This window comes from Methylotenera sp. (assembly GCF_029946165.1).
Taxonomy (GTDB): domain Bacteria; phylum Pseudomonadota; class Gammaproteobacteria; order Burkholderiales; family Methylophilaceae; genus Methylotenera.
In genome coordinates this window covers 96,174-121,252 of the sequence record NZ_JAQSDZ010000018.1, presented here as the reverse complement: position 1 = coordinate 121,252, position 25,079 = coordinate 96,174, and the positions used below count along the sequence as shown (strand labels likewise).

At 42.6% G+C, this 25,079-nt stretch carries 27 protein-coding genes; 10 read left to right on the top strand and 17 right to left on the bottom strand.

Features of this window, described 5'->3' with window-relative positions; genetic code table 11:
* Positions 1-75: 75 nt before the first annotated feature.
* The 6 genes from PSV17_RS10165 (at position 76) to ppa (ending at position 5,142) form a co-directional block, all read left to right on the top strand.
* Positions 76-312: a hypothetical protein gene (locus PSV17_RS10165; protein WP_300482212.1), complete on the top strand. Its 237-nt coding sequence runs from the start codon at positions 76-78 to the stop codon at positions 310-312.
* 68 nt (positions 313-380) lie between these two features.
* Positions 381-1,562: a phosphoglycerate kinase gene (locus tag PSV17_RS10160; RefSeq protein ID WP_300482210.1), complete on the top strand. Its 1,182-nt coding sequence runs from the start codon at positions 381-383 to the stop codon at positions 1,560-1,562.
* Between the two features lie 99 nt (positions 1,563-1,661).
* A complete protein-coding gene (pyk, locus tag PSV17_RS10155) occupies positions 1,662-3,101 on the top strand; it encodes a pyruvate kinase (RefSeq protein WP_300482208.1) in 1,440 nt (479 codons plus the stop codon).
* A 189-nt stretch (positions 3,102-3,290) separates the two neighbouring features.
* Complete coding sequence (locus tag PSV17_RS10150) at positions 3,291-4,193, top strand: phosphoribosylaminoimidazolesuccinocarboxamide synthase (protein WP_300482206.1); 903 nt, start codon at positions 3,291-3,293, stop codon at positions 4,191-4,193.
* An 18-nt stretch (positions 4,194-4,211) separates the two neighbouring features.
* Entirely contained in the window at positions 4,212-4,493 is a 282-nt protein-coding gene (locus tag PSV17_RS10145) for a DUF1232 domain-containing protein (protein WP_300482205.1), read from the top strand.
* A gap of 100 nt (positions 4,494-4,593) precedes the next feature.
* Positions 4,594-5,142: an inorganic diphosphatase gene (gene ppa / locus PSV17_RS10140; protein ID WP_300482202.1), complete on the top strand. Its 549-nt coding sequence runs from the start codon at positions 4,594-4,596 to the stop codon at positions 5,140-5,142.
* A 110-nt stretch (positions 5,143-5,252) separates the two neighbouring features.
* On the opposite strand, the gene PSV17_RS10135 is transcribed toward ppa, so the two are convergent.
* From PSV17_RS10135 to PSV17_RS10125, 3 genes are all read right to left on the bottom strand, one after another.
* Positions 5,253-5,945: a VIT family protein gene (locus tag PSV17_RS10135; protein WP_300482201.1), complete on the bottom strand. Its 693-nt coding sequence runs from the start codon at positions 5,943-5,945 to the stop codon at positions 5,253-5,255.
* A 148-nt stretch (positions 5,946-6,093) separates the two neighbouring features.
* On the bottom strand, positions 6,094-8,127 hold the full coding sequence (locus PSV17_RS10130; protein WP_300482199.1) for a sodium-translocating pyrophosphatase: 2,034 nt from the start codon (positions 8,125-8,127) through the stop codon (positions 6,094-6,096).
* Between the two features lie 300 nt (positions 8,128-8,427).
* Complete coding sequence (locus tag PSV17_RS10125) at positions 8,428-8,844, bottom strand: DciA family protein (RefSeq protein WP_300482197.1); 417 nt, start codon at positions 8,842-8,844, stop codon at positions 8,428-8,430.
* Between the two features lie 41 nt (positions 8,845-8,885).
* Here PSV17_RS10125 and PSV17_RS10120 point away from each other — a divergent pair, with 41 nt between their 5' ends.
* The 3 genes from PSV17_RS10120 to PSV17_RS10110 all read left to right on the top strand — a co-directional run bounded on the left by PSV17_RS10120 (position 8,886) and on the right by PSV17_RS10110 (position 12,987).
* Positions 8,886-9,845 carry a M23 family metallopeptidase gene (locus PSV17_RS10120; protein WP_300482196.1) on the top strand — a complete coding sequence of 320 codons (960 nt, stop codon included), beginning with the start codon at positions 8,886-8,888 and terminating at the stop codon, positions 9,843-9,845.
* 153 nt (positions 9,846-9,998) lie between these two features.
* A complete protein-coding gene (gene secA / locus PSV17_RS10115) occupies positions 9,999-12,722 on the top strand; it encodes a preprotein translocase subunit SecA (RefSeq protein WP_300482194.1) in 2,724 nt (907 codons plus the stop codon).
* A gap of 67 nt (positions 12,723-12,789) precedes the next feature.
* Complete coding sequence (locus PSV17_RS10110; protein WP_300482192.1) at positions 12,790-12,987, top strand: DUF1289 domain-containing protein; 198 nt, start codon at positions 12,790-12,792, stop codon at positions 12,985-12,987.
* Between the two features lie 41 nt (positions 12,988-13,028).
* On the opposite strand, the gene PSV17_RS10105 is transcribed toward PSV17_RS10110, so the two are convergent.
* The 14 genes from PSV17_RS10105 to rsxA all read right to left on the bottom strand — a co-directional run bounded on the left by PSV17_RS10105 (position 13,029) and on the right by rsxA (position 23,849).
* Positions 13,029-13,790, bottom strand: coding sequence for a putative DNA-binding domain-containing protein (locus PSV17_RS10105; protein ID WP_300482190.1), 762 nt, complete (start codon positions 13,788-13,790; stop codon positions 13,029-13,031).
* A complete protein-coding gene (locus PSV17_RS10100; protein ID WP_300482188.1) occupies positions 13,787-14,650 on the bottom strand; it encodes a DUF692 domain-containing protein in 864 nt (287 codons plus the stop codon). The genes PSV17_RS10105 and PSV17_RS10100 overlap by 4 nt, the downstream gene beginning before the upstream one ends.
* Before the next feature lie 50 nt (positions 14,651-14,700).
* Positions 14,701-15,078 (bottom strand): hypothetical protein, encoded by a 378-nt coding sequence (locus tag PSV17_RS10095; RefSeq protein ID WP_300482186.1) that lies wholly within the window; start codon positions 15,076-15,078, stop codon positions 14,701-14,703.
* A gap of 44 nt (positions 15,079-15,122) precedes the next feature.
* The gene (locus tag PSV17_RS10090) at positions 15,123-15,383 is read right to left on the bottom strand and encodes a zf-HC2 domain-containing protein (protein ID WP_300482184.1); all 261 of its coding nucleotides are present in this window, start codon (positions 15,381-15,383) and stop codon (positions 15,123-15,125) included.
* An 18-nt stretch (positions 15,384-15,401) separates the two neighbouring features.
* Positions 15,402-15,959, bottom strand: a complete 558-nt coding sequence (locus PSV17_RS10085) for a sigma-70 family RNA polymerase sigma factor (RefSeq protein WP_300482328.1) — start codon at positions 15,957-15,959, stop codon at positions 15,402-15,404.
* A gap of 11 nt (positions 15,960-15,970) precedes the next feature.
* Positions 15,971-16,414: a DUF1841 family protein gene (locus tag PSV17_RS10080; protein ID WP_300482181.1), complete on the bottom strand. Its 444-nt coding sequence runs from the start codon at positions 16,412-16,414 to the stop codon at positions 15,971-15,973.
* Positions 16,415-16,478: 64 nt separating this feature from the next.
* On the bottom strand, positions 16,479-17,567 hold the full coding sequence (locus PSV17_RS10075) for an FIST C-terminal domain-containing protein (protein WP_300482179.1): 1,089 nt from the start codon (positions 17,565-17,567) through the stop codon (positions 16,479-16,481).
* A complete protein-coding gene (gene nth, locus PSV17_RS10070) occupies positions 17,564-18,226 on the bottom strand; it encodes an endonuclease III (RefSeq protein WP_300482177.1) in 663 nt (220 codons plus the stop codon). Before nth ends, PSV17_RS10075 begins: the two co-directional genes overlap by 4 nt.
* 28 nt (positions 18,227-18,254) lie before the next feature.
* Entirely contained in the window at positions 18,255-18,935 is a 681-nt protein-coding gene (locus PSV17_RS10065; protein ID WP_300482175.1) for an electron transport complex subunit E, read from the bottom strand.
* Positions 18,932-19,603, bottom strand: a complete 672-nt coding sequence (gene rsxG / locus PSV17_RS10060; RefSeq protein WP_300482173.1) for an electron transport complex subunit RsxG — start codon at positions 19,601-19,603, stop codon at positions 18,932-18,934. Before rsxG ends, PSV17_RS10065 begins: the two co-directional genes overlap by 4 nt.
* 17 nt (positions 19,604-19,620) lie before the next feature.
* Positions 19,621-20,640 carry an electron transport complex subunit RsxD gene (gene rsxD, locus PSV17_RS10055; RefSeq protein WP_300482171.1) on the bottom strand — a complete coding sequence of 340 codons (1,020 nt, stop codon included), beginning with the start codon at positions 20,638-20,640 and terminating at the stop codon, positions 19,621-19,623.
* 29 nt (positions 20,641-20,669) lie between these two features.
* Positions 20,670-22,583: an electron transport complex subunit RsxC gene (gene rsxC, locus PSV17_RS10050; protein ID WP_300482169.1), complete on the bottom strand. Its 1,914-nt coding sequence runs from the start codon at positions 22,581-22,583 to the stop codon at positions 20,670-20,672.
* 49 nt (positions 22,584-22,632) lie between these two features.
* Positions 22,633-23,205, bottom strand: coding sequence for an electron transport complex subunit RsxB (rsxB, locus tag PSV17_RS10045; protein WP_300482167.1), 573 nt, complete (start codon positions 23,203-23,205; stop codon positions 22,633-22,635).
* Positions 23,206-23,255: 50 nt separating this feature from the next.
* On the bottom strand, positions 23,256-23,849 hold the full coding sequence (rsxA, locus tag PSV17_RS10040) for an electron transport complex subunit RsxA (protein ID WP_300482164.1): 594 nt from the start codon (positions 23,847-23,849) through the stop codon (positions 23,256-23,258).
* Between the two features lie 306 nt (positions 23,850-24,155).
* On the opposite strand from rsxA, the gene dapA reads away from it, so the two are divergent.
* Positions 24,156-25,049: a 4-hydroxy-tetrahydrodipicolinate synthase gene (dapA, locus tag PSV17_RS10035; RefSeq protein ID WP_300482162.1), complete on the top strand. Its 894-nt coding sequence runs from the start codon at positions 24,156-24,158 to the stop codon at positions 25,047-25,049.
* Positions 25,050-25,079: the final 30 nt, after the last annotated feature.

Below are 25,079 nucleotides of genomic sequence, written 5' to 3'. Positions count from 1 at the left end.
GTAAGTTGTGTCATTTGAATGGGCTGATTTCAGCCTATTTCGATTTGATTCCAAATTTTAAAAGTAAGGAAATAGATGATTACGCTGAAAGATAAAAGCACTAATCGTTGGTTAGGTCAGATTAGCTACGCCCAATTAAAGTTTTTGAATGATGAATTAACCGAAGAGCATAAAGATGACCAAGAGTATTGGGTAAATCGGGATGCCTTGGAAACATTGAAGGCACGTGGTGCTGATTTGGATTTAGCCGCGATTATAGAAAAAGCCATGGGCGATAAAGATAAAATCGAGTTTTACTGGATAAAGTCGTAAGAGCAGTAAAAATAGTGTGCGTGGATATATTGCCAGTGTTATAGATGGATATTGAGGAGTTTCAGAGAATGAATGTAATTAAAATGACGGATTTAGATTTAAATGGTAAGCGCGTTTTAATACGTGCGGATTTAAATGTACCAGTCGCCGATGGCAAAGTTAGCTCTGACGCTCGCATTTCAGCATCGATGGCAACGATTGAATATGCACTTAAAGCGGGTGCAAAAGTGATGGTGACATCGCATTTAGGTCGTCCTGAAGAAGGTGTTTTTTCAGAAGAAAATTCATTAAAACCAGTGGTTGATGTAATTTCTGCCAAACTAGGAAAACCTATACGTTTAGTTAAAGATTGGGTAGAGGGTGGCTTTGAAGTCGCTGCCGGTGAATTAGTAGTATTAGAAAACTGCCGATTCAATAAAGGTGAGAAAAAAAGCAACGACGAATTGTCACAAAAATATGCCAAACTTTGTGACATCTTTGTAATGGATGCATTCGGTACAGCGCATCGTGCAGAAGCTTCAACGCATGGCGTGGCAAAGTTCGCACCTGTCGCTGCCGCAGGTATTTTATTAGTGAATGAGTTAGATGCCCTAACAAAAGCCCTGCTTAGTCCAGCGCGCCCTATGGTCGCGATTGTCGGCGGAAGTAAAGTTTCAACTAAGTTGACTGTGCTTGAGAGTTTGTCAGAAAAAGTCGATCAAATGGTGGTGGGTGGTGGTATCGCCAATACCTTTTTGAAAGCCGCAGGGAATGAAGTAGGTAAATCACTTTGTGAAGATGATTTAGTACCAGTCGCCCGCACCTTAATGGACAAAATGAACCAAAGGGGAGCGGCGGTGCCTATAGCAGTAGATGTTGTTTGCGGTAAGAAATTTGATGCAAATGAGCCTGCCATTAAGAAAGACGTGGCTGATGTCGCTGTCGACGATATGATTTTTGATATTGGCGCAAAATCTGCTAATGAAATAGCAGAGATTATTAAAAATGCTGGTACTGTGGTTTGGAATGGCCCAGTTGGTGTATTTGAGTTTGACCAATTTGGTGAAGGTACAAAGACAATTGCCCATGCGATTGCCAATACTAAAGCCTTTACCTTGGCTGGTGGCGGTGACACGATTGCTGCCATACAGAAATATGGCATCGAAGATAAAGTCGATTATATTTCAACCGCGGGTGGTGCATTTTTAGAGTTTTTAGAAGGTAAAAAATTACCAGCCGTTGAGATACTTGAGCAGAGAGCCTCAGCTTAACTTCTCATAGTAGTTATACAAAAATGGGGCGATAAGCCCCATTTTTATTTGAAATTTAAGCTTATACTTGTAGTTATAAAGAGTTAAAAAGGCATTACTTTGACATTACGTAAAACAAAAATTGTTGCAACACTAGGCCCATCCTCCAATAGTGAGGAAATGTTGGCGCGCATGATTATGGCTGGTGTTAACGTAGTGAGATTAAACTTCTCGCATGGAAGCGCGGAAGAACATATTAATCGGGCAGAAATGGTGCGTTCCATTGCCTTAAAGTTGAACCGCCCTATTGGCGTTCTGTGTGATTTGCAAGGCCCCAAAATACGTATTGGCAAGTTTGAGCTGGGCAAAATCACTTTAAAAACTGGTGACATTTTTATTCTTGATTCTGATTGCCAATTAGGTAATCAAGATCATGTTGGTTTGGATTACAAAACATTACCGCAAGAAGTTGTGGAAGGCGTTATTTTGCTGCTAGACGATGGCCGTATCACCATGCAAGTAGATAGAGTAAAAGGTAATCAGATTCATTGCTTAGTGATGAATGGCGGTGTATTAAGCAATAATAAAGGCATCAATCGCCTTGGCGGTGGTTTGTCGGCTGAAGCGCTTACAGAAAAAGATCGTGAAGATATTCTAACCGCCGTTGCATTAGAGGCGGATTATGTTGCCTTGTCCTTTCCTAGAACAGCGTTAGATGTGGAGCTTGCTCGCGTATTAGTGCAACAAGCTGGCGGTAAGGCTAACATTATTGCCAAAATTGAGCGTGCTGAAGCGATTGATAATTTAGAGTCTATCATTGACGCCTCAGATGCGATTATGGTCGCGCGTGGTGACTTGGGCGTGGAAGTCGGCGATGCGGCTATTCCAGGCTTGCAGAAACGCATGATACGCATGGCGCGTGAGCAAAATAAATTGGTGATTACCGCCACGCAAATGATGGAGTCTATGATTAACAGCCCAATTCCAACGCGCGCTGAAGTTTCTGATGTGGCTAATGCCGTTTTAGATGGCACTGATGCGATCATGCTGTCGGCTGAAACGGCGGCAGGACAGTATCCTTTAGAAAGTGTGCAAGCGGTGCATCGCGTGGTGATGGAAGCTGAAAAAGAGTATTACATACAACCTCATGCGCGAAGAGTTGAACAAGTCTTTCTTAAGACTGATGAAGCGATAGCTGCGGCTGCGATTTATACCGCGCAGCACTTAAAAGTGAAAGCCATTGCTGCACTTACGCAGTCAGGGAATGCTGCACAATGGCTATCTCGCGCAGATTCGGAGATGCCGATTTATGCGCTTTCACCAGATAAATACGCGCGTAGAAAGCTGACTTTGCATCGCGGAGTGTATCCATTTCCTATAGAGCAAGGCACTAAAAATAGGGACGAAATTCTTCAGGAAATGGAGCAAGTCTTACTGCAGCAAAAAGCGGTTGAGTTGGGCGATACAGTTCTGCTTACATTTGGTGAACCGATTGGTAGCCCGGGTGGGACAAATACACTCAAAATAGTGAAAATTGGTGAGAATAAGCAAGGCCAATAATTGCGTTGACGAGATGAATGGCTTGTTAAATATCAGGCACTTTCAGCAAAACGAATCGGTTGAATTAATCAATTCATCACTCAGGTCTACATAGATAAAGTTTATAATAGGATAATTGTATTTTTATCAGCATGACTTAGCTCGACTTTAACAATAAGCCGTATCAATAAACCATATAAACAAATCCATATGAACAAACCTTTATTAGAAACCTCCATCCAAAGCCTTAAACGTATCCACCAAGGCAAAGTGCGTGATATTTATGATATAGATGCTAATACCATGTTGTTAGTCAGCACAGACCGCCTCTCAGCTTTTGATGTGATATTGCCGACAGGCATTGCCAATAAAGGTGCAATGCTGACGCAGATGGCTAATTTTTGGTTTGAGAAACTTAAAAATGTTGTGCCAAATCATTTAACAGGCATTGACCCAAAGTCTGTGGTGAGAAGTCCTGCAGAGCAAGCGCAGCTTGGCTCTCGTGCGGTTGTTGTGAAAAAGTTAAAAGCTTTGCCTATCGAAGCGATTGTGCGAGGTTATTTAGTAGGAAGCGGCTGGAAAGAATACAAAGCTAAAGGTACCGTTTGTGGTATTGAATTGCCTGCTGGCTTGCAAGAAGCTTCTAAATTGCCTAAGCCAATTTTTACGCCATCCAGCAAAGCGGCGGTGGGTGAGCATGATGAAAACATTAGCTTGCAACAATGTGCAGATTTGATTGGTCAAGATATGGCGGAGCAAGTTGCAAAAGTTGCCATTGCGCTCTATCAACAAGCAGCGGAATATGCACTTACTCGCGGCATTATTATTGCCGATACTAAGTTCGAGTTTGGTTTGGATGCAAATGGTGTATTGCATGTGATGGATGAAGTGTTAACGCCAGATTCCTCACGTTTTTGGCCTGCTGATAGTTACGCTGTTGGAAGCAATCCACCAAGCTATGATAAGCAATTTGTGCGTGATTGGTTGGAAAGTACTGGTTGGAATAAAGTTGCACCAGCCCCAGCATTGCCAGCAGATGTTGCACAAAAAACCAGTGAAAAATATATGGAAGCCTTTGAGCGCTTAACGGGTCATCCACTAGTTGCTGACTAAGAAGTTAAACAATAATAAATGTTTGAAAAACTAAAGTCCTTAACTAAACACCTCAAACAGGAGTTTGAGGTTTATCGCTTAGTGCTTAAACACCCCCAAACGCCATTGCCTGCCAAAGTGTGCTTGTGGCTAGCCATTGGGTATTTGTTATTGCCATTTGATTTGATTCCTGATTTTATCCCGATATTAGGCCAGCTAGATGATGTCGTTATCATCCCACTTTTGTTGTATATCGCGTTATTCTTCATTCCTAAAGAAATCATTCAAAGCTGTCGAGAGCAGGCTAAAGTCATAATTTAGTTACAAGCCTTTGATACGATGGGCATTCTGCTTGCTATAATTGCGGCTCAAAATTAGATCTCAGAATTAACCAATACATTTAATTATCTAGGAAAAAGCAATGTCGCTAAATGATGTGCCAACCGGCAAAGATGTACCAAATGATTTCAATGTTATCATTGAAATTCCAATGCAAGGTGATCCAGTTAAGTATGAAGTTGATAAAGACAGCGGCGCGATTTTTGTAGACCGTTTTATGGGTACAGCCATGCAATACCCCACCAATTACGGCTATGTGCCGCATACGCTTGCTGATGATGGTGACCCTGTAGATGTATTAGTGATGACGCCTGTACCATTAATTCCTGGTGTGGTTGTGCGTTGCCGTCCATTAGGTGTGTTATTGATGGAAGATGAAGCTGGTTTAGACGCTAAAGTCCTAGCCGTGCCAGTTGAAAAAGTTTGCGGTTTGTATGGCCACTTGAAAGCACATACCGATGTGTCAGATTGGCGTTTGAATATGATTTCACACTTCTTTGAACACTACAAAGATTTAGATAAAGGCAAATGGGTGAAAATCAACGGTTGGGGCGATATTGACCAAGCGAAAAAAGAGATTCTTGAAGGCGTAGCTAATTACAATAGCGCGATGGTTAAACCAGCATTTTAAGGTCTGAGCTAGGTTTTAAGTTTGACTTGGGTTTTATGTAAGATTTACGTTTTTAAGTAAATTAAAAGGCAGCGAGAGCTGCCTTTTTTATTAGCTAAATTTATTACAAATTAAGCTACCGCAACGCCAAACAAGCTGCCAACGCCAGCCGTCGCGGCCATTGCCAACGCACCCCAAAAGGCGACGCGTCCGGTGCCTATCCAAACATTCGCGCCCCCAACTTTTGCCGCCAAGCCACCAAGTAAAGCCAGAAATACCAGTGATGTCAACGCAACAAAAGGCACGATATTAGCTGTAGAAACAATAAATGCGATGAATAGAGGTAATGCAGCGCCAACTGCAAATGTAGCTGCAGAAGCTAGGGCGGCTTGTATTGGGCGTGCATTCATCGTATCTATAATCCCCAGCTCATCTCTAGCGTGCGCAGCCAGTGCATCATGTGCTGTGAGTTGCTTCGACACCTGCTTGGCAAGCTCAGGTGTTAAACCGCGGTGAATGTAGATGCTAGTGAGTTCTTCTAACTCATGTTCAGGTTGAGTCGCTAGCTCATCTCGCTCGCGCCCTAAATCGGCTGTCTCAGTATCCGATTGAGAACTCACAGAAACATATTCGCCAGCAGCCATCGACATAGCACCAGAAACCAAACCAGCCATCCCTGTGAGTAAAATATTTTGGTGCGTGGCATGCGCTGTCGCAATGCCAATGATCAAGCTAGAGGTTGAAATTATGCCGTCATTGGCGCCCAATACTGCGGCTCGTAGCCAGCCAATATGATGTGAGCGATGATATTCAGAATGTCTCAAGTAGTTTTCCTAATTTAACGGTGATGACGTTATGTGCATCATCTTTCATTCAATGCTATCGATTAGCCATTTTATCGTAGTCTATTAAAAAGGCGACCGAAGCCGCCTTTTTATTAATCAATGATTTTATTGACTACAGTTAATTAACTTACATATGTAGCAATGGCACAATTAATAAAGCCACAATATTGATGATTTTAATCAACGGATTTATTGCCGGGCCAGCTGTATCTTTGTAAGGGTCGCCAACAGTGTCGCCAGTCACAGCCGCTTTATGTGCTTCTGAACCTTTGCCGCCGTGGTTGCCATCTTCGATGTATTTCTTGGCATTATCCCAAGCACCGCCGCCAGTACACATTGAAATCGCAACGAATAGCCCTGTCACAATTGTACCCATTAATAGACCACCTAATGCAACAGGGCCAAGCAATAGACCAACAGCCACTGGTACAGCGACTGGTAAGAGGGATGGAATCATCATTTCTTTAATCGCGGCAGTGGTGAGCATATCTACGGCTTTGCCGTATTCTGGTTTAGCTGTGCCTTCCATAATGCCCTTGATTTCGCGGAACTGGCGGCGTACTTCTTCAACCACAGCACCCGCTGCGCGGCCAACGGCTTCCATCGCCATCGCAGCGAACAAAAACGGGATTAAACCACCAATAAACAAGCCAATAATCACCATTGGGTCGCTTAGGTCAAACTTAACGTCTATGCCTGAACCTTGTAGTTTGTGCGTGTAATCTGCAAACAACACCAATGCTGCTAAGCCAGCAGAGCCGATTGCATAACCTTTAGTCACGGCTTTGGTCGTATTGCCAACCGCATCTAAGGGGTCAGTCACATCACGCACTTCTGGAGGTAGGCCAGCCATTTCAGCAATGCCACCTGCATTGTCGGTGATTGGGCCATAAGCGTCTAACGCTACAACAATACCTGCCATGCTGAGCATGGAAGTTGCCGCAATTGCGATGCCGTATAAGCCACCTAAATAATGTGACACAAAAATCGCCACGCAAACTGAAAGTACTGGCCAAGCAGTAGACTTCATGGAAACACCAATACCCGCAATGATGTTTGTCGCGTGACCAGTTGTTGAAGACTGTGCAATGTGTTTAACCGGCGCGTAATCAGTACCAGTGTAATATTCGGTAATCCACACTAACGCGGCGGTGAGGACTAAACCTACTGCACAAGCACCAAATAATTGATTTGCAGAGATAGCTAAATCGCCAGCCATTAAGCCTTCAGGGAACATTTTCATTGTTACAAAGTAAAATGCAGTCAAAGATAAAGTGCCCGCTACGGCTAAGCCTTTATATAAAGCTGGCATTACATTTTTCATACCAGGTGAGGCTTTAACAAAGAAGCAACCAATGATAGAAGCCACAATAGAAACAGCCGCGAGCATCAAAGGGTAGAGCGTGCCATTGGCGCCAGCGTTACTGAGTAGTAGGCTGCCTAACACCATAGTCGCGATTAAGGTCACTGCATAAGTTTCAAACAAATCGGCGGCCATGCCTGCGCAATCGCCCACGTTATCACCCACGTTATCCGCAATCACTGCTGGGTTACGCGGATCGTCTTCTGGAATACCTGCTTCCACTTTTCCCACTAAATCCGCGCCCACATCAGCGCCCTTGGTAAATATACCTCCACCAAGCCGTGCAAATATGGAGATAAGTGATGAGCCAAAAGCTAAACCAATGAGCGGATTCAGGTCTGTTGCAGCTTCGCCACCCAAATACCAGTAGAAGCCTGCCACGCCAAGTAAGCCTAAACCAACTACCAACATACCTGTGATTGCGCCGCCTTTAAATGCTACATCTAGTGCAGGTGCAATTCCGCCAGTCGCGGCTTGTGCTGTGCGCACATTAGCTTTTACTGACACGTTCATGCCGATGAAGCCGCAGGCACCAGATAAAAAAGCACCGATAACAAAGCCAATAGCCGTGGTGATATTAAGAAATACGCCAATTAAAATGGCTAGAATAATGCCGACGATAGTGATGGTTTTATATTGGCGAGCTAAATATGCCGCTGCCCCCTGTTGAATTGCGCTTGCGATTTCTTGCATACGCGCATTGCCTGCTGGTAAATTACTAATCCATTTACTCATTACTACACCGTATAACACCGCTAGAATAGCGGCACCGACGGCAATCATTAGTGGTGCTGACATGACTTCTCCCTATCTAAATTTTTATAAATCGCTAACTTAAAACAATATTTAAAAACTAAATTTAAAATGTTAAAAATAAAACAAATACAAATTTAAGACTAAGTGCCAAAAACCTTACCAAAACTGATGCTGCAATTTACTTCAATCAAGTGACATTTAAATAATGTAAATAATTTGTAACAACGGGCCATTATTGCACTATTAAGCGCGGCTAACAACCTATAGATTTAAGACGATTTTTTGGCTATTTAGAGATGGGAAAGGGGCGGGGAAAATTCTAGAAACTGGGTGATTAAACTTTCACTTAGCTTTTGTAGCTAATCTGGCTAGCGCCTCACCAAGCGGGGTGCCAGATAGCTTTTCTGAGAGTTGATTTAGCTCTGTTGCCGCATGCGAACTCAGCTTCTTAATGCGTTTTGCTTTAGGAGGCGGGGTAGATTTTACTTGCACTTTTACCTGAATTGAAGTAACTTCACACCCTTGGTTTTCTAGCTTAATCAATAGGCTAGGTATAAAAAGTTTAATTTTTGCAGCAACTGCATTGTTGTCAGCAAATAAATTAAATTGTTTATTTTTAATGCTGCTTGCATGGCTGAATTGGGCCAAATTATCAGGCGCAACCGCTTTCCAGATTTCTTGTGCAGCTTGAGCCTCTAAGTTGCGCGCATTTAAAGCAATTAGCTCGGGTTGTTTAAGTAAAGAGTTAAACTGACGCATTATGATCGGTACGAGTCACTGGAGTGGTAATTAGGGCTGCTATGAATATCATTTTTGTCTCAAATAACATGGCGAAAGCAAAAACGCTATCAACGCTACATGTAGGCTTGTTAGCGCTGTTACTGATATCGTTACCAGTATTGATCATGCTATTCCTGATTGTGCCACAGGAGCCTGCAACGCAACAAGGGGATAAATCATTGATCCCCTCAAAACTTAAGCTTGCGTTAGGCATTAATAATCCACAAAAACATTTAGATGCCTATGCGCTACAACTAGGCGAGTTGCAGGCACGTATTATGCGCCTAGATGCGCAAAGTGAACGCCTTGCTAAAATGGCGGGTGAAAAAAAGCCTGCATTAGAAAAAATAATACCCATAAGCCATAATCTAGACACCAATAGCTCAAACTCCAATAATTCAAACTCTAAGAATAGTAAAGCTGACCCTGCTAGCCGCGGAGGGCCGTTGGTGCTTAATGCACCAATAACTGAGTTAGATTTACAACAAAAAATTACCGAAACTATGGCTAAGATTGATTTTGATACAGAATATCTAAGCGATATAGAAGCGAAATTATTACAACAGGGCGTTTTAAAGGACATGTTACCAAACAGAAGCCCTGTGAATGCGGTATTTAATTCGTCAAGCTATGGCTGGCGTATCGATCCATTCAATGGCAATAAAGCTTTTCACGAAGGCTTAGATTTCTCCGCAGAAGTGGGTACTCCTATCTATGCGGCAGCAGGGGGAATGGTCACAACTGCAGAACGTACATCAGATTATGGTAACATTGTCAAAGTTGATCATGGGTCTGGTTTAGAAACCCGTTATGCCCATGCTTCAAAACTTATGGTTAAAGTTGGTAGTCGTGTTGAAAAAGGCCAGATTGTAGCATTGGTAGGAAGTACAGGGCGCTCTACAGGGGCGCATTTACATTATGAAATTAGGTTAAATGGTAATGCGCTGGATCCTAGAAAATATCTTAAAGCTAGCAATTGAATTTATAAGAATAAGCCCCATATATGACGCAGTTAACTGTTAACAAAGTATCTTAAAACTAAAATAAAGAAATTGCACTTTGCTGTGCAGCTTACAAAAAATATCCTTCATTAAAAAAGCAATTATCCTCTCAAGTCGAAAGTCACTCATTTCATGATATCTACGTTGTTCAAAAAATTATTTGGTAGCCGTAACGACAGGTTGGTTAAGCAGTACGCGCAAAAAGTACAGCAAATTAATGCGCTAGAGCCTGCCATGCAAGCTTTATCAGATGAGGCTTTAAAAGCTAAAACTGAGGAGTTTAAGCAGCGTTATGCCAAAGGTGAGACTTTAGACCAATTAATGCCAGAAGCGTTTGCCGTGGTGCGTGAGGGTGGTAAACGTGCGCTCGGTATGCGTCATTTTGATGTGCAAATGATAGGCGGCATGGTGCTTAATGCAGGCAAAATCGGCGAGATGCGTACTGGTGAAGGTAAAACTTTATGTGCGACATTGCCAGTTTATCTCAATGCATTAGCGGGTAAGGGCGTTCATGTAGTGACGGTGAATGACTATCTGGCTAAGCGGGATGCCGAGTGGATGGGCAAGCTTTACAACTTTGTAGGTCTTTCAATCGGCATCAATTTATCGCAAATGCCAACGGACTTAAAGCGCGCAGCTTATGCGGCGGATATCACTTACGGAACTAACAATGAGTACGGTTTTGACTATCTGCGCGATAACATGGTGCACAGAAGTGAAGATCGGGTTCAACGCGGTTTAAGCTATGCCTTGATTGATGAAGTTGATTCGATTTTAATCGATGAAGCACGCACACCGCTGATTATCTCAGGTCAAGCTGATGACAGTATTGCGCTTTACAATCAAATTAATGTGGTTGCAGCTAAACTAGTTGCACAAACTGAAGAAGAGGGCGCTGGCGATTTCTGGGTAGATGAAAAAGGCCAAAATGTCGTCATGTCTGAAGAAGGTCATGAGCACGCTGAAAACCTTCTGACAGAAGCTGGTTTGCTCGCCGAAGGTTCAAGTTTGTATGAAGCTTCTAACATTACTTTAGTCCATCATTTATATGCATCATTGCGTGCGCGTAACCTTTATCATAGAGATCAACATTATGTTGTCCGTGATGGTGAAATTACGATTGTGGATGAAATCAATGGCCGTATGATGCCAGGTCGTCGCTGGTCAGATGGCTTGCATCAAGCGGTTGAAGCAAAAGAAGGCGTTGAAATTCAAAAAGAAAACCAGACGCTGGCTTCTATCACATTCCAAAACTACTTCCGTATGTATACCAAACTCTCTGGTATGACAGGTACTGCGGATACAGAAGCTTATGAATTTAATCAGATTTATGCGTTAGAAACAGTGGTAATTCCAACGCACCGCCCTATGTTGCGTAAAGACAATATGGATAAAGTATATCGTACCGCGCAAGAGAAATATGCTGCGGTTATTTTAGACATTAAAGACTGCCAAAGTCGCGGTCAACCCGTGCTGGTAGGTACAACTTCTATTGAAAACTCAGAGCTGATTTCTAAGTTATTGAATGCTGAAAAGTTAGAACACCAAGTGTTAAATGCGAAACAACATGAGCGTGAGGCGCATATTATTGCCCAAGCTGGTCGTGCTGGTGTGATTACGATTGCCACTAATATGGCTGGTCGCGGTACCGATATTGTTTTAGGCGGCAATCCTGAGGCTGACATAGAAGCAGTTAAGCACGATGCAGCGATTAGCGATTCTGAAAAAGAAACTCGAATAGCGCAACTTAAAGCAGAATGGCAACAACGCCACGAAGCGGTTTTGGCTGCTGGCGGCTTACATATTGCAGGTACTGAGCGTCATGAGTCACGTCGTGTAGATAATCAGTTGCGTGGTCGTTCTGGTCGTCAAGGGGATGCGGGTTCAAGTCGTTTTTACCTTTCATTAGAAGATCAATTACTACGCATTTTCGCTTCTGATCGCGTTTCAGCGATTATGGAAAAACTCAATATGCCTGAGGGCGAAGCCATTGAGCATCCGTGGGTCACGCGTGCGATTGAAAATGCACAGCGTAAAGTTGAAGGTCGTAACTTTGATATTCGTAAGCAATTGCTTGAGTACGATGATGTGGCCAATGATCAGCGTAAAGTGATTTACGAGCAACGTAATGAGTTATTAGAAGCAGCTGACGTTGCTGACACCATTAAAGCGATGCGTGAAGACGTGCTTACCAGCTTGATTGCAACCCACATTCCACCGAATAGCGTTGAAGAACAATGGGATATTCCAAGTCTAGAGCGTGAACTAAAAGCAGAGGCAAATTTAGATATTCCTTTACAAAAAATGCTGGAAGAAAACCCAGATTTGCATGAAGAAACTCTACGTGAGCGCGTAATTGAAACAGCAAATAGCGCCTACGTTGAGAAAGAGCAACAGGCAAGCCCAGATGTAATGCGTCAATTTGAGCGTTCTGTGATGTTACAAAGCTTGGATAATCATTGGCGTGAGCATTTGGCTGCACTAGACCATTTACGTCAAGGTATTCATTTGCGCTCATATGCCCAAAAAAATCCTAAGCAAGAGTATAAGCGTGAAGCATTTGAGTTATTTGAAGGTTTACTCAATACAGTGAAGAGCGAAGTTACCAAAGTGACTATGCTTGTTCAAGTGAAAACTGAGGCTGATGTTGAGGCGGTAGAAAACCCAGTGGAATTAGAAAACGTACATTATCAGCACGCTGATTATGACGAAGCTTTAGCAAATTCAGACGACAATGAAGCCCAATTAGCTAGCGGTCAGCCAGTTATTCGCGATGGGGTGAAAGTCGGCCGTAATGACCCATGCCCATGCGGATCTGGCAAAAAATATAAACAATGTCATGGCATACTGAGTTAATTAAAAGTTAAGTTAATCAAAGTTAAGTTAATCACAGCCACTCAAAATACTGAAAAGCGTTAAATTTATGTCTGATAATATACAAGCAGAAGTGAAATCACCGTGTATTGGCGTTTGTGCAATGGATGAGGAAAGTGGTTTGTGTCATGGCTGCTACCGCACTATCGATGAAATTAAAGCTTGGTGGGATATGGGACAAGCAGCGCAAAAAGACTTGCTGGTGACGCTTGAAGAAAGGCAGATGCAGCAAGTGAGCTTTGATTAGTTAGGCTTTTACATTTTAGTTAATTATAAGTCTCAACTATTTCAATACACACCTAGAATCACACCTTGGCTTCTTAAATCTTCCAATATATCTAAGCCAAACTGAATAATACTTTCAGTTTCGGCTGGATTCATCTCTCTCGCAAGCACAGTGAGTGCTTGCTCACAATTCAGCTTATCTTGCTTTAGTAATTCTATTAACCTGTACGTAATGGTATTAAGCTCTATAAACTTCACTTCAAAGTTTGTATTTCTAAAGACTAAAAGTTGTGAGTTCACTTTGTCTTTTGGCTTATAGCGTGGCGATATTTTTTGCACAGCATATTCGTAATTGAGTAGCTGCATTGTCTGTGCAAATGCAGGCTGACTCAACCGTAAATCACCTATTGCATTGATATTACGTTGATCTATTTCTTCCTTCATCGTTGAAACAAGCAACTCAACCCATTCGTAATGACAAAGGCTAATTAAATAAACCGGGAAACTTTCTGGCGTAACTGCGTTAACTTTAGACAAGTACGCAAGGAACTCTTCGGGAATCTTTCTAAAAATGGGTGTAGCTGAAGAGTGATCACTAAAGAACCCGCGGATTAACTTGTGCCATCCACGCTTGCCGATGACCTTTTGCGCGACAGGAAAACAAGCTGAAACTGATTCAAAGAGGTTGTTGAATACAATCTCTTTATACACATCCATGCCATTGGCTTTTACATTTTTTGGCCTAGGTTGATTGAGTGGGTCACGGATATGCGAAGTGAATGCTAGTTGGTAATGCTGAAAACTAAGCAGGTCTTTAGTTGTCATTTTGCATGCCGTTGATAGTCAGCAATTTTGTTCACTTCACGCATTAGCACTGGCAAAGGTGGAATATTATTGTCGCGTTCTAAACAAGTGGGGAATGCGCCAAACAGTTGGTAAGCTTCTTCAAGTAATGCCCATACGGGGTCTATCACGTCGGTGCCATGGGTATCAATCAATAAGTCTGGCGCTTGCTGATAATGCCCCGCCATGTGCGCGTAAATGATACGTTCGCCTGGTATGCCGCGCAAAAATTCATGTGCATCAAAGCCGAAATTAACGCTATTCACGTAAATATTATTGATGTCTAAGTGTAATAAACAGTCAGCCTCAGTCAACACGGCTTTAATAAAAGTCAATTCATCCATCGTTGATATCGGTGCTTGAACATAAAAAGAAGCATTTTCTATGGCGATGCGCTGACCAAGGATATCTTGAGTTTGACGTATGCGTTTAGCAACATAGTGCACGGCTTCTTCAGTAAACGGGATTGGTAACAAGTCATATAGATAGCCTTGCTCACCTTTGTAGCCGTCAGTTGAGTAGCTTAAGTGTTCGGTATAAAGCGGAATATGATATTGCGATAGAAATTGCTTCACTTGGGTTAAGAATTTAGTGTCGAGTGGCGCTAGGCCGCCAAGAGAAAGGCATAAACCATGGCAAACAATTGGGTAGCGTTCAGCAAACCAATCAAGTTGTTTGGCTGCTTTGCCACCAATATCTATCCAGTTTTCTGGCGCAATTTCAACGAAATTTAGATTGGCAATGGAGATATCACCAAAAGCGGCTTGGATTTGAGGAATAAGCTCGCGCTTTAGCCCCACGCCCACGCCGTTAATACTGTTGTTGATTGATTGATTAAACATAAAATATTAACTGCTGAAACAACTAAGTTTCAGCAGTTAATAAATCAATATTATTTTGCTTTGTTTTTCATTTCAGCACTACAGTTACCATCTTTCATTTTTTCAGCGCTACAAGAACCCTCATGAGCTTTTTCTGCAGAAGCTTTCATCTCAGCACTGCAATTGCCGTCCTTCATCTTGTCAGCACTGCATGAGCCTTCTTTTGCTTTGTCAGCTTCTGTCTTTTTCACTGATTTTTTGCTGGCCCCACATTTACCAGTACTACATTTGCCATCTTTCATTTTGGTATCGGCCTCAGCCACTTGATAACCAGATGATAATGATTTTGCCGCAAATGGATTTTGCGCTGCAGCCACTGAAGTTGTTGCGATTGATAAAGCGAATGCGCCGCTAAGTGCAAGAGCGATGGTTTTTTGTGTGTTGTTCATGATAATTCCTTTAAAAATTAAATGATAAAACTTAAAATAAGCGTTTAAAGATGATTAGAATTAATTGCCTGATTAATTCTGGCTTTTGCATCTACAGTAAGTTGTACAGAGGTGTCATTTTCAGTTTCATGTCTCATGCGACGAATTGAACTTTTAATTAATCGTAATTGCCGATTAAAGTTAGTGCAAGCATCACACATCAAAAGATGAAACTTCAATTTCATGCGGTCTGACCATGACAATGGGTTGTCTAATGATTGCGAGATAATCTGGCTGGCTTGTTTACAGCTAAGCATTAATTTCATTTTATGATATCCATAAGACTAGCTAGTAATCCAATTTATTTCCAAACATTTCCTTAACCCCATTCGAGCTCTATACAACATCACCCAAGCATTGGTCGCGGTAATATCAAGTTCCTTACAAATATTTTCATTTTCCACTTCATGCACATCACGCATCATAAAAATAGCCGCTAATTTAGCAGGCAGTTTGTCTATACAGCCACTTAGAATACTAAGAAATTGTTTTTGCTCAAGTGCATTTTCTGGCATATCTAGGGTTTGAGGTTTATCCAGCCAATGACCGCTCTTGTCAAAAAAGTCATCCATACTGGTGTCTGACGCATCTAAATCTATTAAGTCTGAAAGCGGTTGTTCGCGAATTTGTTTACGTTGCAAATCAATGATTTTATGTTTAAGTATGCCCGTCAACCAAGTTCTAGCGGATGAATCACCTTCAAAACTATTACTCTTAATCGCAGCTAGCAAGGTTTCTTGTACCGCGTCTTCAGCCTGATGAGGGTCGCGTAGCCTTGCTAAGGCAAAGCGATATAGATAATCGCCATGGTCATTTAGCCAGTCATTGACATTTTTATTCATTAAGTTTTCACTCATGTCATTAGTCCTGACCTTTGTTTGAGCAATTTCAGATAATGTTCGGAATCTAAAGCTTGATTATTCCGCTGTGAATGCCAAATGGTTTCGGCTAGGCAATCAATTAAGTCATGATACGCAAGATGCGTATCGTTGTGTTGCTGACGTAATTTATCATAAATCTGCGTGATGCCTATAGGCTGGTTGATGCTAATTTGTTCTATCACGGACAAGTGCAGGGTGATATGCAGGAAAGGATTGGTCTCGCCCATTTCAGGAAAATATTGTTGGTGCATGAAGCGCTCTGGCGAATCCAATATCACATGATATTCAGGATGCATTTGTATGACTTCTACCGCGATTTTTTCTAAATCGGTCAGGCTTAATTGCTGCTTGAATTTGGACCAAGCATCAAACAAAAATTGACGGGCTTGATCGCGGGTAGGGTTATATAAACTCATAAAATTTTAAATGTGACTGTGAAATAGGCTTTTTATAAATTACATTTATAGGCATAGACTTAAACTAGGAGCCTGTGTTTTCTGCAAACAAACTGAGCACAGCCGAGTATGGCAGAAGTTGGTTTTTACCAGCAATATTAGCAATCTCACCGTTACCATAAAACCCTATCAAGGGCATATTGGGTAGTTGTTGGGCAATCACTCTTAAGTCATGATCTACGCCATCGTAAAAAGGTCCGCGACCTAAACAAGAGAACAATAACCCAAATGTTGGCGTCGTGCCTAGCGCTTGAGTTAATTGTTGCGTTGTTAATACTAGATCAGCCTCAGCAACTCCTTGGTCGCGTATACCCCAACTTAAAAATTGCCCTGTGTTAAGTGGCTGCGCTAAGGTAATGCAGCCAGTATTTTCATCAATACTGATTAAGTTGGTTTGGTCAAATTCACCCTGGTTAATGGCTTCCGCATCTTCAGCATAAACGGCCATCATTAAGTGTAGCGGGATTGGTTCATTGCCTTTGCTATGCGTCTTCCACGCGTTTTTTAATGAGGTTAGCGGTGAATGATTGTCTATCAGTGCAATGTCAAAATCATTAATTTTCTGAATTTGCTTAGGCTCAGTGAGTATTTTAAAACCATGAGAGGCTTTGCTTACTAGTTTCACACCTGAAATGAAGGCGTCGACTTTACCTGTATTACCACCTTTAGCATTTTGCCAGACCGAGAAAGGCCCTTGCCCGACAGCATCACCAGATATTCCGCCATAACGTGCATTACCATCATTTAACCACGTGCTATTAATCGCATTTGGCGCGCTGATGGTTAATAAAGTTTGTTCTGGCTGATGATGCTTTGCAGTTTGTATACTCACATCACCCCCAAACACCATGACAGCAGCTGCGGGTGAATCTAATACCCAATCCTCATCTGTGAATATCCCTGTGGCTGAGCAGCCAAACACCTGCGTGCAGTTTGCGGCTTTGGCTGCGGCAGTAATAGCGGGTTGTGGGTCATCGGCAAATTCAGAAGTTAATAGTAGCAACACACTTGAGGCAACGGTAATGTCCGCCTTTAGCATTGCTTTGGAAACGGCTTCAGCCACCAAAGCAGGGCTGGCTTTATTGCCGAGTACTAGGCTGGTGGCGACTTTCATGGCTGAATTATATATGCTGATGAAGGAGCATATTCTTTAGCTTCGTATTCGCATAAGTCTTGAATACAACACTCGGCACATTTTGGTTTACGCGCCGTGCAAACATAGCGCCCATGCAAGATGAGTAAATGATGGGCATCGTGCATAAATTTTTTAGGTATTGTTTTTAGATACTTCATTTCAACTTCTAAAACAGTTTTCCCCGTTGCCAGTTTAATGCGATTCCCCAGTCTGAATAAATGCGTATCTACGGCTATGGTAGGCTCGCCAAAGGCAGTATTTAGAAGGACATTGGCCGTTTTTCTACCTACACCAGGCAAGGCCTCTAAAGCTTTACGATTATTTGGTACTTGCGAAGCATGCTGTGAAATAAGCATTTGGCAGGTTGCAAGCACGTTCTTTGCCTTGGCGTGATACAAACCTATCGTTTTAATATAATGCTCTAAGCCATCTACACCTAAGGCTAGAATACTTTCTGGGGTATTGGCAACGGCGAACAATTTATCAGTGGCAAGATTTACACCTTTATCAGTCGCCTGAGCAGATAATATCACCGCAATTAGCAACTCAAAGGTAGAGCTATGTTTAAGTTCAGTAGATGGGTTCGGTATAGCTGCACTTAGGCGCTTAAAAATTTCAAAGCGTTTTTGCTCGTTCATAAATTAATGCTAGTAATTGCTTGTGTATCTAATGGCTAAGTGCAGGTTTTAGATTGAGCTTAGGAGTACTCACATTGGCTGCTTTTCTAATTTCAATCCAATTTCGTAACGCAATCAATATACCTAAACCTAAAAAGGCGCCAGGTGGCAACACGGCTAATAATAGCCCGTGGTAGTCAGGGAGAATGTAAAGATGATTAGGCATGGTGCTGAATATTAAATCCAAGCCAGATAATATCGTGCCTTTACCGACGAACTCACGCATAGCTCCTAATAAACCGAGTACGAAAGTCAAGCCAATGCCCATCATAAAACCATCCAGTATTGATGGCACAGGTGCGTTTTTAGCGGCAAAAGATTCAACCCGAGCCAATACTATGCAGTTCACTACAATGAGTGGAATAAAGATGCCTAATACTTTGTGCAATGGGTGGGCAAAGGCGTTAATGGATAAATCAATCACGGTTACGAGTGCTGCAATGACCAAAATAAAAACTGGTACGCGGATTTCGTTAGGTACAAATTTACGCACTGGAGAAACCGAACCATTGGACGCAGCCATGACTAATGCGGTAGCCAAGCCTAAACTTATTCCATTCACAGCGCTCGTGGTCACGGCTAAGGTCGGGCATAAACCCAGCAACTGCACTACGCCAGCGTTTTGCTTCCATAAACCATTGATGGTGATTTCTTTATAGAGGTCGCTCATGGCTTATCCTTAATGATCTTTAATTGATCTTTTGATTCAATTTTAGCAACTGCAAAAAGTGTTGTTTTATTCGCCTCATAAAATTGCAACGCTTTATAAACAGCTTTCACAACTGCGCGCGGTGTGATGGTTGCACCGACCATATAATCAAATTTACCACCATCTTTTTTCACTTGCCATTGGTTGTCCGCTGTGTTATTGACCGATTCATTATCGAATAGTTTTATCCAGTTGCCATGAGCAATGTCGATATAATCCCCTAATCCAGGGGTTTCTTTATGCGTTAATACGCGCACTCCGCTGACTGAGCCATCTGCACGAATCGCAATCAGTAGCTTAATGTCACCAGCATAGCCATCGTGCGCAATTGCTTCTAATATGACGCCAGCTGTTTGGTTGTTGAGTTTTGCAATGTTAGCCACCGTTGGTTGATGATTGCCCAATAGTGTATTAGGCGCAATTTCAACACTATCTTTTAATAAATCATTATCGTAAGTACCTTCAGGCAATATTTGTTTAAACAGTGCCAAGCGTGCTTCTTTTTCGCTTGCTTCGATAGGCGCGCGTGTAATATCAAATACAAAAGCAAGCATTGCAGTGCCCACAAAGGCAAAAGCCACCAACGTGATGGCGGTTTTAACTGCATGTTTAAAGATGGTTTCTTGCATACTGTTTTATGCCCAGACTATTTTTTATGACCAAAGACGCGAGGTTGTGTATGTGCATCAATCAATGGAACGCACATATTCATTAATAGCACCGCAAACGCCACACCATCTGGGTAACCACCGAATACGCGTATTAAATAAGTAAGTGTGCCAACCCCTGCCGCAAAGTAGAGCTTGCCACGCGGGGTTGTTGGCCCGCTGATTGGATCGGTAATAATGAAAAACGCACATAGCATAGAGGCGCCGCTCATTAAGTGAAATAGAGGGTCAGCATAATGAGCAGGGTTAATGGCATAAAACGCCAGTGAGATGGTCGCTAAAGCCCCTAGAAATGCCGTCGGTAAGTGCCAGCTAATAATGCGTTGCTGTATTAAGTACAAACCTCCAAGCAAATAAGCGCCTGTTACAATCTCGCCACCTTTTGCGCCAAATTGGCCAAATATAGGCGCTTGTGTAATGCTTGCCACTTCATGCTTGAGCATCAATTGCGTTTTTAAGTAGTCAAGCGGTGTGGCGGAGGTTATCGCATCGACTTTAATCTCATTTGGCAGCACTTGGCTAAAGATATAATTCAACTGCTGCATAAAACTTAGCGGATGTTCTGCTAATAATAAGGGTGCTGGCCACTTAGTCATAATCAATGGAAAAGAAATTAGCAATACCGCATAGCCGACCATAGCAGGATTAAACGGGTTGTAACCTAAGCCGCCGTATAGTTGTTTACCGACAATAATCGCAAAAAGGGTACCGACAACGACTAACCACCAAGGCGCTAATGGTGGCAATGCCAGGGCTAATAACCATGCAGTTACTACTGCACTCATGTCCATCAAATAAGGTTTAATTGGGCGTTGGCGAACTTTAAGCAACACGGCTTCTGCCACTAAAGCCGTGCTTGTCGCAATAGTAATTGACACTAAAATGCCACCGCCGTAAATCCATGTGTAGGCAATAATACCTGGCACCAGCGCCAGCAGCACTTTGAGCATAATCATGCTGACAGAGGGTGAGTCGGTAATGTAGGGTGAGCGGTTCAAATGATTATCCTATTAATTCTGGCTTTTGCTTATTCAGACTTTTTAGTTTCGGTAGTCAGTTTTACTTTTTCGCGGATTGCATCAGTTTCATTAATTTCTGCCTGAACAGCCGCACTTACGTTTTCTACATTTTTAGGTGCTACGCCAGCTTGAACAGCCGCTAGTTTTTGCGCTTTTGCGCGTTCAATCGCAGCGGCGATAAGTGCTTGCTTATCCTGTTTGGCTTTCAGTTCTGCGGCTTCTACCTCTGGCGTTTTCTCTACTTCAGTGGGCGCCTCTTTCTGTTTTGGCGATTCTACTGCATTCGCTGAGGCTAATTTCTGCGCTTTAGCACGAGCAATCGCTGCGGCAATGGCGGCTTGTTTATCAGTGGGTGCAGTGGTATTCGCTTCAGCATTCTGATTTTCTAAAGGCTTCTCTTTAGTGGTTTCCACTGAAGAGGGTTCACTCGATTTAGCTTCCGCTTTGCCAGCTTGCGCACGTTCAGCATGTTTTTGTGCGCGCTCTAATTTTTCACGTTCAATTCTCGCTAATCTAAAGTCATTGCGCTCGCGTGCTAAATCGGCGGCTTCTTTGGCTTTATCTAAGGCAATAATTTCACTTTTTGCATAGCGATAATATTGTACTAATGGAATATCACTTGGGCATACATAAGAGCAGCAGCCACATTCTATGCAGTCAAATAAATTATAGTCGCGTGCTTTTTCAAAATTATCTGCCTTTGAAAACCAATACAACTCTTGCGGTTGCAGGTTAACTGGGCACGCATCTGCACAACGCGCACAACGTATGCAGGGCATAGCTGGTGGTGGTGGTGCAAATAAATCTGGTGCGGCAGCAATAATACAGTTTGCCGCTTTAGTAATTGGCACTTGCTCGTTAGGTAAATCAAAGCCCATCATTGGGCCGCCCATGATGAAATGCGTAGTATTAGATTTAGCACCACCAGCCGCGGCTATCAATGAATGCAGTGGAGTACCAAATAACACCTCAAAATTTTGCGGTTTAGCAACATTGCCAGTTATCGTCACTATGCGCTTAATAGATGGCTCACCAAATTCAAAATAGCGATAAATCGCCAACACTGTAGCAATGTTAAATACCTGTATGCCAACATCCGTCGAGCGTTTGTCGTTCGGAATTTCAATATCAAGTAGCAAATGAATCAAACGTCGCGCATCGCCACTCGGATAAAGCGTGGGCACCACTTTAACTTGCATACTTTTACCAACGCAGGCATTTGTCATTGCGCTGGCTGCTTGAGATTTATTATCTTCAACGCCGATGATGCATTTCTCCGCGCCTAGCAAATGCTGTACGATTTCAATGCCTACGACCACTTGGTCTGCACGTTCGCGCATCAGCATGTCATCACAAGTGATATAAGGTTCGCATTCAGCTGCGTTAATCACTAAAGTATGTACGTTAGACTTGCCGTTTGTAAGCAATTTAATGTGCGTCGGGAACGTTGCTCCTCCCAGCCCTACAATGCCCGATGAACGTAGGCTATCAACCAATAATTTTTTGTCGGTATTTCTCCAATCCAAAGGCTGTAATTTCGCCCAAGTATCTTTGCCATCTGGCGTTAGCGTGATACACATATCAGGCAGACCAGATGGATGAGGAATAATTTGTTCGCTTATAGCGGAAATCGTGCCAGAAGTAGGCGCATGAATCGCGGCAGATACCGTACCTTCTGGTTCGGCTAGCATTTGACCTTTTAGGACAAAGTCGCCTACTTGCACCAAAACTTTAGGAATATAGCCTACATGCTGGCGTAACGGTAATACAAGTTGTTCCGGAATGGCAAGCTCGGCGATAGGCAGCGTGGTTGACTCCGCTTTATGATCCTGCGGATGCACGCCACCATTGAATTTAAAGACATCTTTATTGCTAGAGACGCCGCGAATTAAATTGCTCGCAAAGTTGATAATTGCATTCATGCTTAGTTTTATTTGTATTTTCTGGTATTAATTTCTAATGATTGCAGTTTTAGTTGGCGTTATTCGCCCCAAAAGGCACGGCTATAATTGGTATTACAGGATATTTCCATTTCCAATTATCAGGATTTTCAGCAATTGGTTCCATCGAAATGCAATCCACTGGGCAAGGCGCTACACACAATTCACAACCAGTGCATTCGGATGCGATGATGGTGTGCATGTGTTTCGCTGCACCCAAAATTGCATCTACAGGACAAGCTTGTATGCATAAAGTACAACCGATACAGATATCTTCATCAATGAAGGCCACCGCTTTAGGCTTCTCTACACCATTGGCAGCGTTAATAGGTTTGTATTCCACGCCCATTAAATCGGCCAATGCATGTGCGCCAGCATCACCGCCTGGTGGGCATTGGTTAATGTCAGCCTCACCCGCGGCAATTGCGGTAGCATAAGGCTTGCAGCCCGGATAGCCGCATTGTCCGCATTGGGTCTGTGGCAGAATTGCGTCGATACGCGCGACCAACGGGTCGCCCTCTACCTTGAATAGCAAAGCGGCAATGCCTAATAAAGTGCCGAGCACCAAAGCAAGGCCAAGCATAATGTAAAGTGAAATTAACATGTAGATATTTTTAAGTACTTGGTTTTTAACTGATATTTAGCTTAATTGACCTAATATTTATCTAGCCCAGCAAAACCCATGAAAGCTAAACTCATTAAAGCAGCAGTTACCATGGCAATTGCAGAACCTTTTAAAACAATCGGTACATCCGCTGCTTCCAGTCTTTCACGCATGGAAGCAAATAAAATAAGTACCAGTGAAAATCCAATGGCGCCGCCCAAACCAAAAAGTAAAGATTCGAGGAAACTATGGCTAGCTTGAGCATTCAATAATGGAATGCCCAGCACCGCGCAGTTGGTGGTGATTAAAGGTAAAAATATACCCAAGCCCTGATAAAGCGGCGGGAAATTTTTTTCCATAATCATTTCGGTAAGCTGCACCACGCTAGCGATGATGACAATAAAAGAGAGCGTACGCAGGTACTGCAAATTGTTTGGTTCAAGTAGGTACTGATTAACGCCCCAGCTGGTCATGGAGCCTATACTTAATACAAATGCGGTCGCACCAGCCATACCTATTGACGCTTCAAGTTTTTTTGAAACGCCCATAAATGGACAAAGCCCTAAAATTTTAACCAGTACAATGTTGTTTACAAGCACTGTACCAATCAAGATCATAATGTAATGGTGGAAATCAAAAGTCATGTGAGCTTCTGTGCAATACTAAATAAGTGAATCTGAGTATTAATAAAATGAGTGCGAATTATACCTCGTTTAGGCCTTGTTCGTGCACCGTAAAGCGGTTGCTAAAACAGCGGTGTCGCTAATATGACGACTAATATAGCGCTAAGTTTTGCGATTAACAAAGCATCAGTAATTATACAGATATAACGATATGGAATAATTATTAGCAATCAGCAAATTAGCGGGTAAATAAGTTTGCATATAGAAGCTGTTTATTTACTGAACTTTTAAGTTAAAATACTGAATTACTAATAGTTTAGGTTTGCTATGCTGCAAGGTAGTTCAGTCGCTCAAGGTAGTCTAGTTGCTATCGTTACGCCTATGTTCGAAGACGGGCGTTTAGATATACCTTCTTTGAATGCGTTGATTGATTATCATATTGATCAAGGTACAGATGGTATTGTCATTGTAGGCACTACAGGTGAATCACCTACGGTAGATTTTGATGAACACTGTTTGCTGATAGAAACGGCAGTAAGCCAAGTGAATGGTCGAGTGCCAGTCATTGCTGGTACAGGTGCAAATTCAACTAAAGAAGCCATTGAGCTCACCCAAAAAGCCAAAGAGCTTGGCGTAGATGCATGTTTGCTGGTTGCGCCTTACTACAACAAACCCACGCAAGAAGGCTTATATCAGCATTTTATGGCCATCGCCAATGCCGTGGATATTCCGCAAATTCTATATAACGTGCCAGGTCGCACGGGCTGTGATATTGCCAATGACACAACAATTCGTTTAGCGACGCATAAAAATATTATCGGTATTAAAGATGCCACAGGTGGCATCGAACGCGGTACGGATTTAATCTTACGCGCGCCAAAAGACTTTGCTGTGTTAAGTGGCGATGATGCTACAGCGATGTCTTTAATGTTGCTTGGTGGCAAAGGTGTGATTACAGTCACTGGTAACGTAGCGCCCAAGTTAATGCACGAAATGTGTGTTGCAGCTGTGGCGGGAGATGCAATCACAGCGCGCGAAATTAATGCTAAGCTATTTCCCTTACATCAAAAATTATTTATTGAGGCTAACCCTATTCCAGTTAAATGGGTATTAGCACAAATGGGCTTAATTAAAATGGGTATTCGCTTACCTATGGTGCATTTGTCAGCGCAATATCATGATGTTTTACGCAATGCCAGCAAACCATCCGGTATTTTATAAGAAATATTTTTTACATAAAGCAAAATCGTT

Excerpts from the sequence above, each read along its gene's own strand:
- PSV17_RS10165 (WP_300482212.1), top strand. The coding sequence starts at position 76 with ATGATTACGCTGAAAGATAAAAGCACTAATCGTTGGTTAGGTCAGATT.
- PSV17_RS10160 (WP_300482210.1), top strand. The coding sequence starts at position 381 with ATGAATGTAATTAAAATGACGGATTTAGATTTAAATGGTAAGCGCGTT.
- PSV17_RS10150 (WP_300482206.1), top strand. The coding sequence starts at position 3,291 with ATGAACAAACCTTTATTAGAAACCTCCATCCAAAGCCTTAAACGTATC.
- PSV17_RS10145 (WP_300482205.1), top strand. The coding sequence starts at position 4,212 with ATGTTTGAAAAACTAAAGTCCTTAACTAAACACCTCAAACAGGAGTTT.
- ppa (WP_300482202.1), top strand. The coding sequence starts at position 4,594 with ATGTCGCTAAATGATGTGCCAACCGGCAAAGATGTACCAAATGATTTC.
- PSV17_RS10130 (WP_300482199.1), bottom strand. The coding sequence starts at position 8,127 with ATGTCAGCACCACTAATGATTGCCGTCGGTGCCGCTATTCTAGCGGTG.
- PSV17_RS10125 (WP_300482197.1), bottom strand. The coding sequence starts at position 8,844 with ATGCGTCAGTTTAACTCTTTACTTAAACAACCCGAGCTAATTGCTTTA.
- PSV17_RS10120 (WP_300482196.1), top strand. The coding sequence starts at position 8,886 with ATGAATATCATTTTTGTCTCAAATAACATGGCGAAAGCAAAAACGCTA.
- secA (WP_300482194.1), top strand. The coding sequence starts at position 9,999 with ATGATATCTACGTTGTTCAAAAAATTATTTGGTAGCCGTAACGACAGG.
- PSV17_RS10110 (WP_300482192.1), top strand. The coding sequence starts at position 12,790 with ATGTCTGATAATATACAAGCAGAAGTGAAATCACCGTGTATTGGCGTT.
- PSV17_RS10105 (WP_300482190.1), bottom strand. The coding sequence starts at position 13,790 with ATGACAACTAAAGACCTGCTTAGTTTTCAGCATTACCAACTAGCATTC.
- PSV17_RS10100 (WP_300482188.1), bottom strand. The coding sequence starts at position 14,650 with ATGTTTAATCAATCAATCAACAACAGTATTAACGGCGTGGGCGTGGGG.
- PSV17_RS10095 (WP_300482186.1), bottom strand. The coding sequence starts at position 15,078 with ATGAACAACACACAAAAAACCATCGCTCTTGCACTTAGCGGCGCATTC.
- PSV17_RS10090 (WP_300482184.1), bottom strand. The coding sequence starts at position 15,383 with ATGAAATTAATGCTTAGCTGTAAACAAGCCAGCCAGATTATCTCGCAA.
- PSV17_RS10085 (WP_300482328.1), bottom strand. The coding sequence starts at position 15,959 with ATGAATAAAAATGTCAATGACTGGCTAAATGACCATGGCGATTATCTA.
- PSV17_RS10080 (WP_300482181.1), bottom strand. The coding sequence starts at position 16,414 with ATGAGTTTATATAACCCTACCCGCGATCAAGCCCGTCAATTTTTGTTT.
- PSV17_RS10075 (WP_300482179.1), bottom strand. The coding sequence starts at position 17,567 with ATGAAAGTCGCCACCAGCCTAGTACTCGGCAATAAAGCCAGCCCTGCT.
- nth (WP_300482177.1), bottom strand. The coding sequence starts at position 18,226 with ATGAACGAGCAAAAACGCTTTGAAATTTTTAAGCGCCTAAGTGCAGCT.
- PSV17_RS10065 (WP_300482175.1), bottom strand. The coding sequence starts at position 18,935 with ATGAGCGACCTCTATAAAGAAATCACCATCAATGGTTTATGGAAGCAA.
- rsxG (WP_300482173.1), bottom strand. The coding sequence starts at position 19,603 with ATGCAAGAAACCATCTTTAAACATGCAGTTAAAACCGCCATCACGTTG.
- rsxC (WP_300482169.1), bottom strand. The coding sequence starts at position 22,583 with ATGAATGCAATTATCAACTTTGCGAGCAATTTAATTCGCGGCGTCTCT.
- rsxB (WP_300482167.1), bottom strand. The coding sequence starts at position 23,205 with ATGTTAATTTCACTTTACATTATGCTTGGCCTTGCTTTGGTGCTCGGC.
- rsxA (WP_300482164.1), bottom strand. The coding sequence starts at position 23,849 with ATGACTTTTGATTTCCACCATTACATTATGATCTTGATTGGTACAGTG.
- dapA (WP_300482162.1), top strand. The coding sequence starts at position 24,156 with ATGCTGCAAGGTAGTTCAGTCGCTCAAGGTAGTCTAGTTGCTATCGTT.